Below are 14,873 nucleotides of genomic sequence, written 5' to 3'. Positions count from 1 at the left end.
GTTCGGGGCGGCCCGCTAGGTTTGTCCGGTGGCAACCGAAATCCTGTCCGACGGCTGGGACTCGCCGTACTACGTCGTGCGGACCTCGGCGTTCGACGCGAAGTTTCTTGTCGGCGGCGGCGAGAAACCCGATGAGGTGGACAACGTCGACGTCACGGTCCACTACCCCGACCGTTCCCGGTGGAGCGCGACGGTTCTCACCCTCGACGAGGTCGACCGGGTGATGCGCCGCTGGGAAAGCACCGGCGAGTGCGCTGGCGGCAGCTATTTCGCCGTGCCGGACGGGCTGATCGTCCGCGAGCCCGGCGTGCGCAACATGGCCGCTGTGCTGATCGCGATGCACGACGGCGGCGAACTCAACTCTTACCTGATGCGCTTGGCGGACTACGACTAGCCCCGAGGCAGCAGCCCCTCCGACGCCAGCTCCACAAACCGCCGCCAGTCCCCGCTTTCCGTGCGGACCACCGACGACAGGCAGCCGACCAGCAAATACACGTCACTTACCGTGCAGTCCGCGCGGAGCACCCCCGCCGCCTGATCCGCCGCGATCGCTTGCGCCACCACGGTTTCCAGCTGCTCACGAGCCTCGCCGCGCGGTTCGCTCCCCGCCGATCCGCGCGCCGTCTCGATGGCGGACGACAGCGCCCGGTCCCCCGAAAGCACCTCGCCGACGTGCCGCAGATAGCGGGTGACGCCGGATTTCCCGTCGAGACACCGCTTCCGCGCGTACTCCGCGATCTCGGCGAACCGCTGCTCCGCCAACGCTTCCACAAGCGCCCGCCGGTCCGGGAAGTTCCGGTACACCGTCCCGACGCCCACCCCGGCGACCCGCGCGATCTCCGGCAACTGGACGTCGTCGTGCTCGGCGAGCAGCGCGCGGGCCGCCTCCAGCACGCGTGCCCGGTTGCGTTCCGCGTCCGCCCTCGGTTTGCGCTCCGTTGACAAGCGGCGTCCTCCTCGCGCTAATGTGGAAACGGACTCCGTTTCCGACTCGTCTGCGAGGATACCCCATGAGCACGGACCGCTTCCTTCTGCTGCACCCCGGCGAGGCCCGCCCGGGACGGGTGCCGCTGCCGCCCGCGTTCGCGGTGAAGGCGATGACCGGCGACACCGAGACCCGGTTCTCCCTGCTGGAGGTGACGCTGGCGCGCGACATCCCCCGCCACGTCCACCACGAGGCCGACGAGTGCGTTTACGTCCTCGAAGGCGAACTGGGCATCGACTTCGCGGACGAGACTCATGTCGCGACGAAGGGGATGTTCGCGCTCCTGCCGCACGGGGTTCCGCACGCGCTGCGAGCGGTTTCGACGCCCCCGCCGAGGTTGCTGCAGATCTCCTCGCCGGGCGGGTGGGAGCACTATCTGGAGGATCTTTTCGAGGCCGGGCCCGCGGTGCTGACGGACGGCGCGCTGGACCCGGCGAAGATCAACCCGGTGGCGGCCCGGTACTCGATCGCCTACGAGGAATGAGAGTCAGTTCTGCGGCACCGGCCAGACCGCCGCCGGATGACAGTGCTCCGGGCACGCGAGCAGGTACACCGCGTTGCCGAGAAACAGCACGTAGGCGTCGGAATAGGAGCTGTCCGGCTGTTCGGGCTGGCCGGGGCCGCTCTTGAACCCGACGTCCTCCGGCAGGCCGCACAAGAACAGCATCTCGGCGCCGCACGCGCAGCGGTGGCCTTCCGGATCCTGTTGCCAACGCGGCAGGCCGCCGACCTTGAACTCGCCCCGGCCGACGCTCAGTTCGATTTCGCCTGAGGGAACCGCCCGCCACCCGGTCTCCGTCTCGCACTCCGGACGCAGCACCAGCTCGCAGCCAAGGAGATGCGGTTCCTCCGCGTCGGCCGGACCGGTCGCGTCCCGGTGCAGCATGATCCGCCAGAACGCGCCAGGGTGGCCCCAAATCCGCGGTTCTTCCCAGTACCGCCGCGGAAGCTGCTCCGAATTCTCCCGGAGACAGGCCGCGTCGTTGTGCACCGGGCACTGGAACACGAGCAGGTGGTCGCCGCCGAACCGCGGAATGTCCGGCGGGACGTCCAGCTGGAAGAAGAGCACCATCCGCGCGCCGCAGTAGCATTCCGGCCAGTCCTCGCTCTCGGGCAGGATCGGCCGCCCGCCGAAGGTGTTTCGGGAACCAGGACCCGTCGGAATACCCGGGTTTTCCACCAGATACATCGGAAGGTCGGAGCGGCGGATCTCGGCCGACGGCTCGAAGACAGTCACCGGGCCAGCCTAGGGCGGCGCGACCTTCCCGTCCGGCTTTCCGCGCGAAAACCGGCGAGAGGCGGGCACCGCCGCGCATTCCGGTGCCCGCCCCGCCGCTTACGCTGTCCGCACCCGCCGCCATTCCCACGCGGCCAAGCCGGTGAACAGAACCGTCGCGACACCGGCGACCGCCGTCAGCAGCCATTCGGTTTCCCCGCCGCCGCCGTCCGGGGACGCGCCGGTCGTGCGTTCGATCCAGTCCGGAACCGTCAGCGTCAGCACCAGCGCGACCGCGCTCAGCGCCGCGAGCCCGGCCTCGGCCGCGAGCCGGAGCTTGTGTGCAGTGTTCATGAGAACCTCCCTGCCCTCAGTACTTCGCCGCGTTGAGGCGGGTCCGCCAGGTGTTGCCCCCGCCGGCGTATTCGCCGTAGCTCCACACCGTCCGGGAATCCGACGGGTCCCGGCCGATGCCGAAGTAGTCGCCCCATCGGCCGCCGGTGTAGGCGCTCTGCCCGGCGATCACCGAGGCGCTGCCCTGCAGCGTGCCCGGCGGGTCGGTGGCGAGGCGGCCGGTCTGGCGGAAGTGGCCGTACTCGTCGGCGGCGGACCGGCCGAACGCCACGTGGGCGTTGCGGGAGATGTCGGTCTGGATCACCGGGAAGAAATAGTGCCTGCTCGGCGCGCCGAACGCGCCCTGCTGCGCGATCGTGTGGCTGGGCACGTCGATCTCGTACCACTGCACCACTGACCGCGCCTCAGTGTCGCCGGGCCAGCTGTACGCGGACGTATGCGTCGTCCACAGCCGCTGGGTGCGGCCCGCCGCCTGGAAGACCGCGTTGAGCAACCGGGTGTCGTTCGTGGCGATTCGCGTTGTCCCGCCGTCCTTTTGCACCGCGCCGGGCGGCAGGTTGTAGCTGCGGCAGGGCACGGCCGTCGAGGTCAGCGTCGGCGCGCCGCCGGACCACAGGCCCAGCGGGTTCGACAGCGTCCACAGGGTCAGGCTCGACCCCGACGGGAACAGCGAGTTCACCAGGTAGGCGCGCGGATTCCCTCCGGTGCCTTGGAAATGGCAGGCGGGCTGGACGGAGAACGCGGCGCTCCGGTCCGGGTTCCGCAGGCCCCAGAAATCCCACCAGCGGATCGTGTGGCCGCCGCCGGCTCCGCCGCTGTACAGCTCCGCCTTGTTGAAGATCCGCAGTTTCGCGTAGGCGAACCCGCCGCCGAAGGCGAATTGGTTGGTGGACACGTAAATCGCCTGGGTGTCGAAGCCCAGCATCGGGTAGTCCGACCAGTTGCCGCTCGCGGTGGCTCCGTCCGCGGTCGCGTCGGTGCTCCAGATCCAGTACCCGCCCGCGGGATCGCTGGTCTGCGAGACGCCGAGCAGGATCCACGAGCCCTGCGGATTCGCGCGCCGCGCGGCGATGCAGACGATCCACCGGCCGCTGTAGTGGTCGTAGGCCAGTTTCGGGTCGAAAAGCTGCGCCCCGGCGGGCAGCACCGGGTTGAACATGGCGGTGAAATTGGCCCACCGGAACTGTTGCAGGCCAGTCTTGTCGTAGCCGACCAGGTCCACGTTGACCGCGGCCATCACCTGCCGGGGACCGACCGCGACCGTGCAGTCCGGCGGGCGGAACGCGGTCTGCGAAATCCCCTCGAAACTCGCCGACGCCGCCGGGGCCAGCCCCTCGGCGATCTCGTCCTCCGGCGGGTTTTCCTCCGACAGCTCCGCCGCCGCTTCCTCGTCCAGCTGCACGGCGAGCGCGTCCTCGGGGGCCAGCGCTTCCGCGCCGTGCTCGCGCGCGCCGGTCTTCAGCTGGTCGTATTCCTCGACCGGAACCGGGAACCGTTGCGCGAACAACGGCGACCGTTCCGGCGACGGCGGTTCGGCGAGCAGTTCGCCGACAGTCAGATCCGCCATCTCCCGCGACGCGCCCCCGGCCGTTTCCCCGGCCTGGCCCTCGAGCACCTGTGCTTCAGGCATCACGGTGATCACCCTCTTCCTCCGCGGCCTCGTCGCCGGCCCGTGCCGGGGCGTCGGCCTCCTCCTCCCGATCCCGGTGCCGCCGCGCGGCCGCCTTGAGCCGTTCCATTTCGGCGGCCGGAACCGGCGTCCCGATCGGAATCTCGTATCCCGCTTCCGGTCCGGCGGGCGCGTTTTCGCCCGCCGGACCGCTTTCCGCGCCCTCGCCGCGTCCCGCGCCCGACCGCGGCCCTTCCCGTTCGCTCATCGTGCACCCCCGGGAATTCCGCCCGAAAAGATCAATTCCGGCGACGTTCACGAAAAAGGTCGCCCGCAAGCGGGAAACAGATACCGGAAGGCCGCGACTTCAGCCGAACGGCGCAGCGGAAACCGATTCCCTCAGCTTTTCCCCAGTTTGCCCGGAAGCCGCATAAAAACTGACCGGGAACAGTTTCGAAGAACCTTTCCAAGCGCCGGGAGCCGCTCGCGAACGCCTGCCCCGTACGCCCGAATGCTGGCGGATCAAGCTGTTCCGCCCGCTTCACCCGGACTCGACCGCGTTGTGCCGCGGTTGCGGATCATCCCCGGCCCAGGACTTCGGAGTTACGTCCACCTTGCGCATTTTGCCGTCTGACAAGTTGAGCACCCGGTTAATTCTTCACGCATTCCTTCGAATGTAGGTAGTGCGCTTGCCCGGAGTCGGCGGACAGTGGCGCGACCGTGCTTCTGGGAGGAGATTTTCCATGTTCCGACTTGCCCGTTTCGCCGCGCCTGCCGTCGTTTTGGCCGGTTCGCTCGCTTTGGCCGCCCCGGCCGCGCACGCCGACGTCGCGCACCCGTTCGCCGCGACGTGCTCGCAGGCTTATCTTCCGCTCCCCGACCCGGCCTGCACGCCCGGCGCGACCAACCCGGACGTCACGCAGGACACCATCGACGACACGATCTGCGTCCCCGGCTGGACCTCCACCATCCGCCCGCCGTCGACCTACACCACCAAGCTGAAGAAGCAGGGCATCATCGACTACGGCTACGCGGACACGTCGCTCAGCTCGTACGAGGAGGACCACTTCCTGCCGCTCGAACTGGGCGGTGCGCCGCGGGACCCGAAGAACCTCTGGCCCGAACCGCACGACGGCGACCAGAATTCCTACACCAAGGACTCCGTCGAAAACGCGGTCAAGAAGGCGGTCTGCGCGGGGAAGGCCACCCTCGCCGACGCGCAGCACGCCATGCTGACGAACTGGACCACCGCGGAGTCCGTGCTCGGCATCGAGTAAGCGGAGGTCCGTTCACCGCGCCCCGTGACGTACGTGAAGGGCTCCTTGCGGGAATCAGATTCCCGCAAGGAGCCCTTCACGGACTCCGCGGCGGATCAGCCTTCAGGCGGCCGCGAAAGCATGGCCAGCCGGGGACGTCGCGTGTCCCCCAGCCCGGGACCCGGCCGGTGGGCACGGCATACCGTGCACACGACCGCGTGGCTGACCGGCGTCCCGTCCTCCTGGACCAGCCGTCCCACGTGCACCGCCTCGCGCCCGCACTGTCCACACGGGACAGTCGCGCTTTCCGGGTCCACCAGCAGCCTGCTCATTGATGTGCTCCCTCCGGTGAGTGCGCCTCGCCCGCCCGGTTACCCGCCGGGTTCCCGGGCAAACCGGACGCTTCCGCGGTTCCGGTTTGGCCTGGCCGGAAGCGGGTAAGCCGTCGGTCAGGCGGAAGGGAGCAGGCGATGGCCGCGCACCGGCAGCCGGATCCCCACCGGGCGCTGCGGTCGATGGAACGAGAGCTTCTCGCCACCGGCGCGCTGTGGGTCCGGCGCGCCTTCGGGCAGACGGCGTGGCCGCTGCGCCGGGCGTGGCCGGTGGCGTGCTGGGCCCTCACCGCGCTCGCGGCGGGCCTGGTCGTCTGCGGGATCGTCTTTCCGCCGGAGGTGCCGCTCGCGCTGCTCGGCTTCGTGCTGGCGGCGATCGCGGTGTGCGGGCACGTCGCCCGCCAGGAGTGTCTGCGTCCGCCGACCCGCCGGACTCCTGGTCCGGGGAAAGGATTTCCATGCCGCCCGTCGTAGTCGTCACCGGGGCCAGCGCCGGAGTGGGCCGGGCCGTCGCCCGCGCTTACGGGAGCCGCGGCGCGAAAGTCGCCTTGCTCGCGCGGGGCGAAAAGGGACTCGCCGCCGCGGCGGAAGACGTCCGGGAAGCCGGGGGCACGCCGCTGGAGCTGCCGACGGACGTGGCCGATTTCGACCAGGTCGACGCCGCCGCGTCCCGCGCCGAGGAGGAACTCGGGCCGATCGACGTCTGGGTGAACGTCGCGTTCAGCTCGGTGTTCGCCCCGTTCACCGAGGTCAAACCCGACGAGTACCGCCGGGTCACCGAGGTCGCCTACCTCGGTTTCGTGCACGGCACGATGGCCGCTCTCGCCCGGATGAAGCCGCGGGACGCGGGCACGATCGTCCAGGTCGGCTCGGCCCTCGCGTATCGCGGAATCCCGCTGCAGAGCGCGTATTGCGGGGCCAAGCACGCCATTCAGGGCTTCAACGAAGCGCTGCGCTGCGAACTTCTGCACGAGCACAGCGGCGTCCGCACGACCATGGTGCAACTGCCCGCGGTCAACACGCCGCAGTTCACCTGGCTGCTGTCGCGGCTGCCGGAGCACGCCCAGCCGGTCCCGCCGATCTACCAGCCCGAACTCGCCGCCCGCGCGGTGCTGCACGCCGCCGACCACCCGCGCCGCCGCGAGTACTGGGTCGGCACGAGCACCGCCGCGACGCTGCTGGCCAACGCCGTCGCGCCCGGGCTGCTCGACCGGTACCTCGCCCGCACCGGCTTCGGCGCGCAGCAGACGGGGCAGCCGCAGCGGCCGAGCCAGCCCGCGAACCTGTGGGAACCGGCGGACGGCCCGCGCGGGTACGACTACGGCGCGCACGGAGAGTTCGATCAGCAGGCGAAAGCGCACGACGTCCAGCCGGTGCTGAGCCGCCATCACGGCGCGGTGGCGGCCGGAGCGACCGCGGCCGCGCTGGCCGCCGCGCAGCTGCTGCGCCGCACGAAGAAGTCCACAAAGGACCCTCGGTCCGCGGAGAAAGACCATTCCCCGCTCAGCCGCTATACCGGTGCCGTAGCTGCCGGTTTGCCCGTCGCCAGCAAGGTATTGAGCCGCGTCCTCAAGAAGCGCCGCAGGTGAGACCGTTCCGGAACCGTGCCGACGCGGGCACCCAGATCGCCGCCGCCTTGGCCAGGCGCGAATGGACGGATCCGGTGGTCTACGGGCTCGCCCGCGGCGGGCTTCCGGTCGCCGCGCCCGTGGCCGAAGAACTGCACGCGCCGCTGGAACTCCTGGTCGCCCGCAAGATCGGCGCCCCGGGACAGCCGGAACTCGGGCTCGGCGCCGTCGCGGCGGACGGGCCGCCGTACTTCGACCGCGCCGGGCTCCGAGCGCTCAGGCTGACGCCGGAGGACGTCGCCCGCCAGGTCGACCACGCCCGCACCGAGGCGCGCGACCAGGTCCGCCGGTACCTGGGCAGCCGAGTCCCGCACTCCCCGGCGGGCCACGACGTCGTGGTGGTCGACGACGGCGTGGCCACCGGGGGGACCGCGATCGCCGCGCTGAGAGCCCTTCGCTCGCACGCACCGCTGCGGCTGCTCTTCGCCGCCCCCGTCGGCGCGCCGTCCGCATTGGACAAGCTCGCCCGCGAGGCCGACGAGGTCGTCTGTCTCCGCGAACCAGAGGATTTCCGCGCCGTCGGCGAGTTCTACGCGGATTTCAGCCCGACCAGCGACGCGGAAGTTCTCGCCCTCGTGCCCAGGTGATCAGCCGAACGCCGACAGAAGCCAGAAGACCAGCGCCGCGACCCCCGCCGCGGCCGGGAACGTCAGCACCCAGCCCAGCACGATGTCCCGCGCGATCCCCCACCGCACCGCCGAAAGCCGCCGCGTCGCGCCCACGCCCATCACCGCGGCGGTGATGACGTGCGTGGTCGAGATCGGGGCCTTCACGGCAAAAGCGGTCAAGTACAGCACCGAAGCCCCGACCGATTCCGCGACGAACCCGTGCGGCGGATCGAGCGGAAAAACCCGGCGGCCGAGCGTTCGCATGATCCGCATGCCGCCCGAGCAGGTGCCGAGCGACAGCGCCCCGGCGCAGACCAGCGTCACCCACAGCGGCACCGAGAACGTGTCCTGTTTGCCCGCCGCGATCAGCGCCAGGACGAGCACGCCCATCCCCTTCTGCGCGTCCTGCAAACCGTGTCCGAGCGCGAGCGCCGAGGCCGACACGATCTGCATCCGGCGGAAGACCCGGCCGCTGCGGTGCGGATTCGCCCGGCGCAGCAGCCACAGCACCGCCACCATCGCCGCGTAGCCGAGCACCAGCCCGAGCAGCGGCGACGCGACCATCGGCACCAGCACCTTCTCCACGATGCCGGTCCAGTGCACCGTGCTCGCCGCGGCCAGCGCGGCCCCGACCATGCCGCCGATCAGCGAATGCGACGACGAGGACGGCAGCCCGAAATACCAGGTCACGAGGTTCCACGCGATCGCGCCGACCAGCGCGGCGAGCACCACGGTCAGCGCGCCCGGACCGGCCGGGACGTCGATGATTCCTTTCGCGACGGTCGCGGCGATCCCGGTCGACAGCAGCGCTCCGGCCAGGTTCATCACCGCGGCCAGCACGAGCGCGGTGCGCAGCGGGAGCGCCCGGGTCGACACCGCGCTGGCGATCGCGTTGGCGGCGTCGTGGAAACCGTTGGTGTAGTCGAAGAAGACCGTCAGCACCACGACGGCGACCAGCGCGGCGGTGCTGTCCACTCAGGACTCCTTGACCGCGATGGTCTGCACCACGTCCGCGACGTGCTCGAAGCCGTCGGCCGCCAGTTCGAACTGCTCGACGACTTCCTTCGCCTTGAGCACCTCGAGCGCGTCGGCTCCCGGCTGGAAGAGGTCGGCGAGCATCCGCCGGTAGGTGTGGTCCGCCTCGTTCTCCAGCGCGTTGATCTCGATCCAGTACGGCGACAGCTCGCCGACCTTCGCGAGCCCCGGCATGGATTCCGCGGTCAGCTCCGCGGCGCGGCACAGCACCCGCAGCATGCCGTCGGTCCCGGGCGGGAACTTGTCGAGCCGGTACAGCACCGCGAGGTCGGCGGCGGTGTCCAGGAAGTCCAGGACGTCGTCGATCCGCGCGGCGAGCGCCTGGATGTCCTCGCGGTCGAACGGCGTGACGAACGTGCTGTTCAGCTCGACCATGATGGTGTGCGTCAGGTCGTCGCCGGCGTGTTCGACCTCGTGCAGCCGGGCCGCGATGGCCTCCCGGTCCGGAGGAGCCGCCTCGGTGAGGTCCCGCAGGAGCGCGGTGGCGGTGACGAGGTTCGCGGCCGCGTCCGCGAGCAGCTGGAAGAACTGGCTTCCGCGAGGTTTTATGCGCATCGGAGCAGAAGCTACCCCGAATCCCCCTCGCTTACACCGGCGCGGTGTGCCGAGAGCCCGTTTTGGGTACCCGCTGGGCACCAGGGAGGAAGGAGCGCCGATGCGTCCGGTGTGGCAGGGTGCGCTGTCGTTCGGGCTGGTCAACGTCCCGGTGCGGATGTACAAGGCGGTCGAGGACCACGCCGTGCACTTCACGCAGTTCCAGCGCGGGACGCGGGACCGCATCCGCTACCGGCGGGTCAACGAGCGGACCGGCGACGAGGTGCCCTACGACGACATCGTCCGCGGCCGGGAGGTCGGCGACGACGAGTACGTGCTGGTCGAGCAGGAGGAACTCGACGAGATCGCGCCGGGCCGGTCGCGGTCGCTCGAGGTGGAGAGCTTCGTGGACCTCGAGGAAGTCGACCCGATGTACTTCGACCGCGCCTACTGGCTCGCGCCCGCCAAGGAGGAAGCGCAGCGCCCGTACGTGCTGCTGCTCGACGCGCTCGCCCGCCGCGACAAGGCAGCCGTGGCGAAGTTCGTCTTCCACGGCCGCGAACACCTCGCGCTCGCCCGCGCCGGCGACGGCGTGATCGTGCTCAACACGCTGCATTACGCCGCCGAGATGCGCAGCGCGGACGACGTGCCGCAGCTGCCGGCCAAGGCCAAGACCAACCAGAAGGAGCTGGACCTCGCGGTCAAGCTGATCGACGCGATGTCCGAGCCGTGGAAGCCGGAGCAGTTCACCGACACCTACCGCCAGCGCGTGGACGAGCTGATCGAGGCCAAACGCGCCGGGAACACCGTCACGCCCGCCGCCGAGCCGGAGCAGCCGACGAAGGTGGTCGACCTCATGGAGGCGCTGGCCAACAGCGTGCGCAGCAGCCGCAAGCCGCGCGCCGGGGGCAAGGGCAAATCCTCGGACAGTCGCACATCGAGCGGCCCGGACCTTTCCGAGCTGTCCAAGACGGAGCTGCAGAAGCTGGCGAAGGAACGCGACGTCAAGGGGCGTTCGAAGATGTCCCGCGCCGATCTGGAGGCCGCGCTCAAGGCCTCCTGAGCCTCAGTGCAACGCTCGCGCCAGCTGCGGAATCCGCCCGCCGGCCAGCAGCACGTCCACTTGGCGCGGCGACAACTGGTGCCTCGCCCGGTACTCCTCGCCCCGGGTCTGGTTGCGCACCGTGAACTCGGCCTTCTCGGCCAGCCGGTGCAGCCCGGACACGCACAGCACGTCGTCGCGCTGGATCTTGTCGCTGTCGTCCGGGTCGGCGAACTCCAGCGGCAGCACCCCGAAGTTGACCAGGTTCTGCCAGTGGATCCGCGCGAACGACCGGGCCAGCACCACGCGCAGGCCCAGGTACCGGGCGGTGATCGCGGCGTGCTCGCGCGACGAGCCCTGGCCGTAGTTCTCCCCCGCGACCACGAAATGCTCCGGGCTGTCCGCCGCGCGCTTCGGGTAGTCCTCGTCGATCCGGGTGAACGTGAACTCGGCCAGCTTCGGGATGTTCGACCGGTACGGCAGCGCGCGGGCCCCGGCGGGCGAGATCTCGTCGGTCGACACGTCGTCTCCGGCCTTCAGCAGGACCGGGCCCTCGATCTCGTCCGGCAGCGGGTCGAAGTCCGGCAGCCCGGCGACGTTCGGGCCCTTCACCAGCTCCTCCCGCAGCGCCTCGTCCTCCGGCGGCGGAGCGGCGAAGACGCGCGGATCGGCCGCGGAACGGGCCGGTCCGGAGACGCGCGGGTGCGCGAGATGGTGGACGGCGGCGTAATCGCGCGGATCGGTCAGCACGCCGGTCAGCGCCGACACCGCCGCGGTCTCCGGCGAACACAGCCAGACCGCGTCGTCCGCGGTGCCGGAGCGGCCGGGGAAGTTCCGCGGGAACGTGCGCAGCGAGTTCGTGCCGGGCGCGGGCGCCTGGCCCATCCCGATGCAGCCGAGGCAGCCCGCCTGGTGCACGCGGGCCCCGGCGGCGACGAGGTCGGTGAGGTGCCCGCTGCGGGCCAGTTCGACGAGGATCTGCCGCGACGTCGGGTTGACGTCGAAGCTGACCGAATCGGCGGTCTGCCTGCCCCGGACGGTGGCCGCGGCGACGGCGAAGTCCCGGAACCCGGGGTTGGCCGACGAGCCGATGACGACCTGCCCCACCGGCGTCCCGGACACCTCGCGCACCGGGACGACGTTGCCCGGCGACGACGGTTTTGCCACCAATGGCTCCACAGTGGACAGATCGATCTCGTCCTCGATGTCGTACGAAGCCTCGCGTCCGGCGCGCAGGTCGCGGAAGTCGTGCTCGCGCCCCTCCGCCCGCAGGAACGCGCGGATCGCCTCGTCGGCGGGGAACACCGTCGCGGTCGCGCCCAGCTCGGCGCCCATGTTCGCGATCACGTGCCGGTCCATCGCGCTCAAGCACGCGAGCCCCGGGCCGTGGTACTCGATGATCCGGTGCCGTCCGCCGCTCACGCCGTGCCGCCGCAGCATCTCCAGCACGACGTCCTTCGCCGACACCCACGGCGGCAGCTCGTTCTCCAGCCGGACGCCCCAGATCTCCGGCATCCGCAGGTAGAGCGGCTCCCCGGCGATGGCCAGCGCCACTTCGAGGCCCCCGACGCCGACGGCGAGCATGCCCAGCGCCCCCGCCGCACACGTGTGCGAATCGGATCCGGCGAGGCTCTTGCCGGGCACGCCGAACCGCTCCATGTGCGTCGGATGCGACACCCCGTTGCCCGGTTTGGAGAACCACAGCCCGAACCGGCGGCACGCCGAACGCAGGTACGCGTGGTCCTCGGCGTTCTTCTCGTCCGCCTGCAGCAGGTTGTGGTCGACGTACTGGACGCTCAGCTCGGTCCGCGCGCGGTCGAGCCCGAGCGCCTCGAGCTCCTGCATCACGAGCGTGCCCGTGGCGTCCTGGGTCAGCGTCTGGTCGACCCGCAGGCCGATTTCGGTTCCTGGTTCCAGCCGGCCGGCGACCAGGTGCTCGGCCAGCAGCCGCCCGGCGAGAGTCTGTTCGCGTCCCACTCGCGAACGAGTACCCGTTTCCCGCGCGCCGAACCGCGATGTTTCCGCCCCGTCCGCGCGGGCAACCCGGGGATCAAGAACGGCGGAAGGAGACTGGGATGCCGCAGCAGGCTTGGAGTTCGAAACGCGAACGGCAGTACCAGCACATCGAGGAGTCGCAGGAAGAGCGCGGCGCGAGCAAGAAGCGCGCGAAGGAGATCGCCGCCCGCACGGTGAACAAGAACCGGGCGCAGTCGGGCGAATCGGACCGCGCGAGCAAGTCCTCGGTGCAGGACAAGTCCCCGCAGCAGCGCGGCGGGCACCGTTCCGGCAAGCGGCTCGGCCCCGGCGGCCCGACGCGCGACCAGCTGTACAACGAGGCCAAGAAACGCAATATCCACGGCCGGTCCACGATGACCAAGAAGGAACTGGCGAAAGCGCTCGGCCGGGACTGACTCCGTCGCGATGAACCAGCGCCCGATGGAGGATTACGCCCTGCTCGGCGACCTGCACACCGCGGCGTTGGTCTCGCGGGAAGGTGCGGTCGAGTGGCTGTGCCTGCCGCGGTTCGACTCCCCCGCGTGCTTCGCCGCGCTGCTGCACGACGAACGCGCGGGGGTCTGGCAGCTCGCGCCCGCGGACGGCGGACCGGCGACGCGCCGCGGCTACGTCGGCGATTCCCTGATTCTCTCCAGCGAATGGGAAACCGCCGACGGGGTTGTCCGCGTGCTCGACTTCATGCCGCCGCGCGACGGGGCGGCCGATCTCGTCCGCATCGTCGAAGGCGTGCGCGGCCGGGTCCGGATGCGGACCTGCCTGCGGCCGCGGTTCGACTACGGGTCGGTGCGGCCGTGGATCCGGCACATCGACGGGCGGTTCGACGCGGTCGCCGGCCCGGACGCGGTCCGGCTGACCACTCCGGTCGAAGTGTCCGCCGAGGGGTCGGCCGAATTCACCGTCGCCGAGGGCGAGCGGGTGCCGTTCGTCCTGACCTACCACGCCTCCTACCACGAACGGCCCGAGCCGGCGGACCCGGAGAAAGCGCTGGCGCACACCGAGCGCTTCTGGGCGGACTGGATCGGCCGCTGCCAGTACGACGGCCGATGGCCGGACGCGGTGCGCCGCGCGCTGATCACCCTGAAAGCGCTCACGTACGAGCCGACCGGCGGCATTCTCGCCGCGCCGACGACGTCGCTGCCCGAACAGCTCGGCGGCGAACGCAACTGGGATTACCGCTACTGCTGGCTGCGCGACGCCACCTTCACCCTGCAGGCACTCGTCGGCACTGGCTATCCGGACGAGGCGCGCGCGTGGCGCGAATGGCTCGTCCGCGCGGCCGCCGGCGATCCGGCCGAACTCCAGGTCCTTTACGGACTCGACGGTTCCCGCCGCGTTCCGGAGTCCACAGTGGACTGGCTGGACGGATACGCCGGTTCCGCCCCGGTGCGCATCGGCAACGCCGCCGCGGGCCAGCTCCAGCTCGACGTCTGGGGCGAAGCGCTCGACGGCCTGCACCTCGTCCGCGAAGCCGGGCTTCCGGTGACGCATCCGGCGTGGGACCTGCAACGCGGGCTGCTCGATTTCCTCGAAGGCCATTGGGACGAACCCGACCGCAGCCTGTGGGAAATACGCGGCGAACCGCAACATTTCGTGCATTCCAAGGTAATGGCGTGGGCGGGCATCGACCGAGCCGTCCGCACCGTCGAACGCCATCGCCTCGACGGGCCGGTGGACCGCTGGCGCGCCCTGCGCGACCGCATTCACGAGGAAGTCTGCCGCAAGGGTTTCGACGCCGGCCGCAACACGTTCACCCAGTTCTACGGCTCTCGCGGCCTCGACGCGGCTTTGCTGCTCATCCCCCGCGTCGGCTTCCTTCCCGGAAGCGACCCGCGGGTGCGCGGAACCGTCGACGCGGTGCGGAACGAGCTGTCGCGAGACGGTTTCGTCCACCGTTTCGACCCGGACGCCGACTCCGATCCCAGCGAATTGCAGGGCGGCGAAGGCGCGTTCCTGCCGTGCAGTTTCTGGCTCGCCGACGCCTTGCACGGCACCGGCCGGACCGACGAAGCCATCGAGGTTTTCGAGCGGATGCTGGAGGTGCGCAACGACGTCGGACTGCTGAGCGAGGAATACGACGTGGCCGCCGGACGCCAGCTCGGGAACATGCCGCAGGCCTTCACCATGGTCGGGCTCGTCAACACCGCGCGCCATCTCGACGGCGCGGAAACCACCACCAACGCGACCGGACCCGAACAGAGGCTGCGGTGCCACGTGTAACGCCCCCGGACGCCGGGTAGCCGGGGAGGACTCAACGCACG

At 70.5% G+C, this 14,873-nt stretch carries 18 protein-coding genes; 9 read left to right on the top strand and 9 right to left on the bottom strand.

Annotated features, from left to right (window positions below; genetic code table 11):
• Positions 1-28 precede the first annotated feature (28 nt).
• Positions 29-394 carry a hypothetical protein gene (locus CU254_RS15530; RefSeq protein WP_009077245.1) on the top strand — a complete coding sequence of 122 codons (366 nt, stop codon included), beginning with the start codon at positions 29-31 and terminating at the stop codon, positions 392-394.
• On the opposite strand, the gene CU254_RS15525 is transcribed toward CU254_RS15530, so the two are convergent.
• Complete coding sequence (locus tag CU254_RS15525) at positions 391-945, bottom strand: TetR/AcrR family transcriptional regulator (RefSeq protein WP_009077243.1); 555 nt, start codon at positions 943-945, stop codon at positions 391-393. The genes CU254_RS15530 and CU254_RS15525 overlap by 4 nt on opposite strands.
• Positions 946-1,010: 65 nt before the next feature.
• Here CU254_RS15525 and CU254_RS15520 point away from each other — a divergent pair, with 65 nt between their 5' ends.
• On the top strand, positions 1,011-1,469 hold the full coding sequence (locus CU254_RS15520) for a cupin domain-containing protein (RefSeq protein ID WP_037713755.1): 459 nt from the start codon (positions 1,011-1,013) through the stop codon (positions 1,467-1,469).
• A 3-nt stretch (positions 1,470-1,472) separates the two neighbouring features.
• Here the strand turns inward: CU254_RS15520 and CU254_RS15515 are convergent, their stop codons facing one another.
• From CU254_RS15515 to CU254_RS15500, 4 genes are all read right to left on the bottom strand, one after another.
• A complete protein-coding gene (locus CU254_RS15515; protein WP_009077240.1) occupies positions 1,473-2,222 on the bottom strand; it encodes a hypothetical protein in 750 nt (249 codons plus the stop codon).
• Positions 2,223-2,321: 99 nt separating this feature from the next.
• On the bottom strand, positions 2,322-2,555 hold the full coding sequence (locus CU254_RS15510; RefSeq protein ID WP_009077239.1) for a hypothetical protein: 234 nt from the start codon (positions 2,553-2,555) through the stop codon (positions 2,322-2,324).
• A 16-nt stretch (positions 2,556-2,571) separates the two neighbouring features.
• A complete protein-coding gene (locus CU254_RS15505; protein WP_199785912.1) occupies positions 2,572-4,185 on the bottom strand; it encodes a hypothetical protein in 1,614 nt (537 codons plus the stop codon).
• Complete coding sequence (locus CU254_RS15500) at positions 4,178-4,432, bottom strand: hypothetical protein (RefSeq protein WP_037713754.1); 255 nt, start codon at positions 4,430-4,432, stop codon at positions 4,178-4,180. The genes CU254_RS15505 and CU254_RS15500 overlap by 8 nt, the downstream gene beginning before the upstream one ends.
• A 475-nt stretch (positions 4,433-4,907) precedes the next feature.
• On the opposite strand from CU254_RS15500, the gene CU254_RS15495 reads away from it, so the two are divergent.
• Entirely contained in the window at positions 4,908-5,441 is a 534-nt protein-coding gene (locus CU254_RS15495) for a hypothetical protein (protein ID WP_100266796.1), read from the top strand.
• 95 nt (positions 5,442-5,536) lie between these two features.
• Here the strand turns inward: CU254_RS15495 and CU254_RS43040 are convergent, their stop codons facing one another.
• A complete protein-coding gene (locus tag CU254_RS43040) occupies positions 5,537-5,752 on the bottom strand; it encodes a hypothetical protein (protein WP_158688035.1) in 216 nt (71 codons plus the stop codon).
• 138 nt (positions 5,753-5,890) lie between these two features.
• On the opposite strand from CU254_RS43040, the gene CU254_RS15490 reads away from it, so the two are divergent.
• Genes CU254_RS15490 through CU254_RS15480 form a run of 3 tightly spaced genes read left to right on the top strand, consistent with a single transcriptional unit; the run spans position 5,891 to position 7,967 of the window.
• On the top strand, positions 5,891-6,226 hold the full coding sequence (locus tag CU254_RS15490) for a DUF3040 domain-containing protein (protein ID WP_009077236.1): 336 nt from the start codon (positions 5,891-5,893) through the stop codon (positions 6,224-6,226).
• The gene (locus CU254_RS15485; RefSeq protein ID WP_009077234.1) at positions 6,211-7,341 is read left to right on the top strand and encodes an SDR family oxidoreductase; all 1,131 of its coding nucleotides are present in this window, start codon (positions 6,211-6,213) and stop codon (positions 7,339-7,341) included. The genes CU254_RS15490 and CU254_RS15485 overlap by 16 nt, the downstream gene beginning before the upstream one ends.
• Positions 7,338-7,967: a phosphoribosyltransferase gene (locus CU254_RS15480; RefSeq protein WP_009077232.1), complete on the top strand. Its 630-nt coding sequence runs from the start codon at positions 7,338-7,340 to the stop codon at positions 7,965-7,967. Before CU254_RS15485 ends, CU254_RS15480 begins: the two co-directional genes overlap by 4 nt.
• Here CU254_RS15480 and CU254_RS15475 read toward each other — a convergent pair whose 3' ends face one another.
• Positions 7,968-8,963 (bottom strand): inorganic phosphate transporter, encoded by a 996-nt coding sequence (locus CU254_RS15475; RefSeq protein WP_009077230.1) that lies wholly within the window; start codon positions 8,961-8,963, stop codon positions 7,968-7,970. It lies immediately after the preceding gene.
• Positions 8,964-9,578, bottom strand: a complete 615-nt coding sequence (locus tag CU254_RS15470) for a DUF47 domain-containing protein (RefSeq protein ID WP_009077228.1) — start codon at positions 9,576-9,578, stop codon at positions 8,964-8,966.
• A gap of 100 nt (positions 9,579-9,678) precedes the next feature.
• Between CU254_RS15470 and CU254_RS15465 the strand changes: the two genes are divergently transcribed.
• A complete protein-coding gene (locus tag CU254_RS15465; protein ID WP_009077226.1) occupies positions 9,679-10,620 on the top strand; it encodes a Ku protein in 942 nt (313 codons plus the stop codon).
• 3 nt (positions 10,621-10,623) lie between these two features.
• Here the strand turns inward: CU254_RS15465 and CU254_RS15460 are convergent, their stop codons facing one another.
• Entirely contained in the window at positions 10,624-12,576 is a 1,953-nt protein-coding gene (locus tag CU254_RS15460; protein ID WP_009077225.1) for an aconitate hydratase, read from the bottom strand.
• A gap of 98 nt (positions 12,577-12,674) precedes the next feature.
• On the opposite strand from CU254_RS15460, the gene CU254_RS15455 reads away from it, so the two are divergent.
• Positions 12,675-13,010 carry a hypothetical protein gene (locus tag CU254_RS15455; protein WP_009077224.1) on the top strand — a complete coding sequence of 112 codons (336 nt, stop codon included), beginning with the start codon at positions 12,675-12,677 and terminating at the stop codon, positions 13,008-13,010.
• Between the two features lie 10 nt (positions 13,011-13,020).
• Entirely contained in the window at positions 13,021-14,832 is a 1,812-nt protein-coding gene (locus CU254_RS15450) for a glycoside hydrolase family 15 protein (RefSeq protein WP_009077222.1), read from the top strand.
• Positions 14,833-14,873 lie beyond the last annotated feature (41 nt).

The sequence above is a fragment of the Amycolatopsis sp. AA4 genome, assembly GCF_002796545.1.
Lineage (GTDB): Bacteria > Actinomycetota > Actinomycetes > Mycobacteriales > Pseudonocardiaceae > Amycolatopsis.
This window is presented reverse-complemented; position numbering and strand designations above follow the sequence as displayed.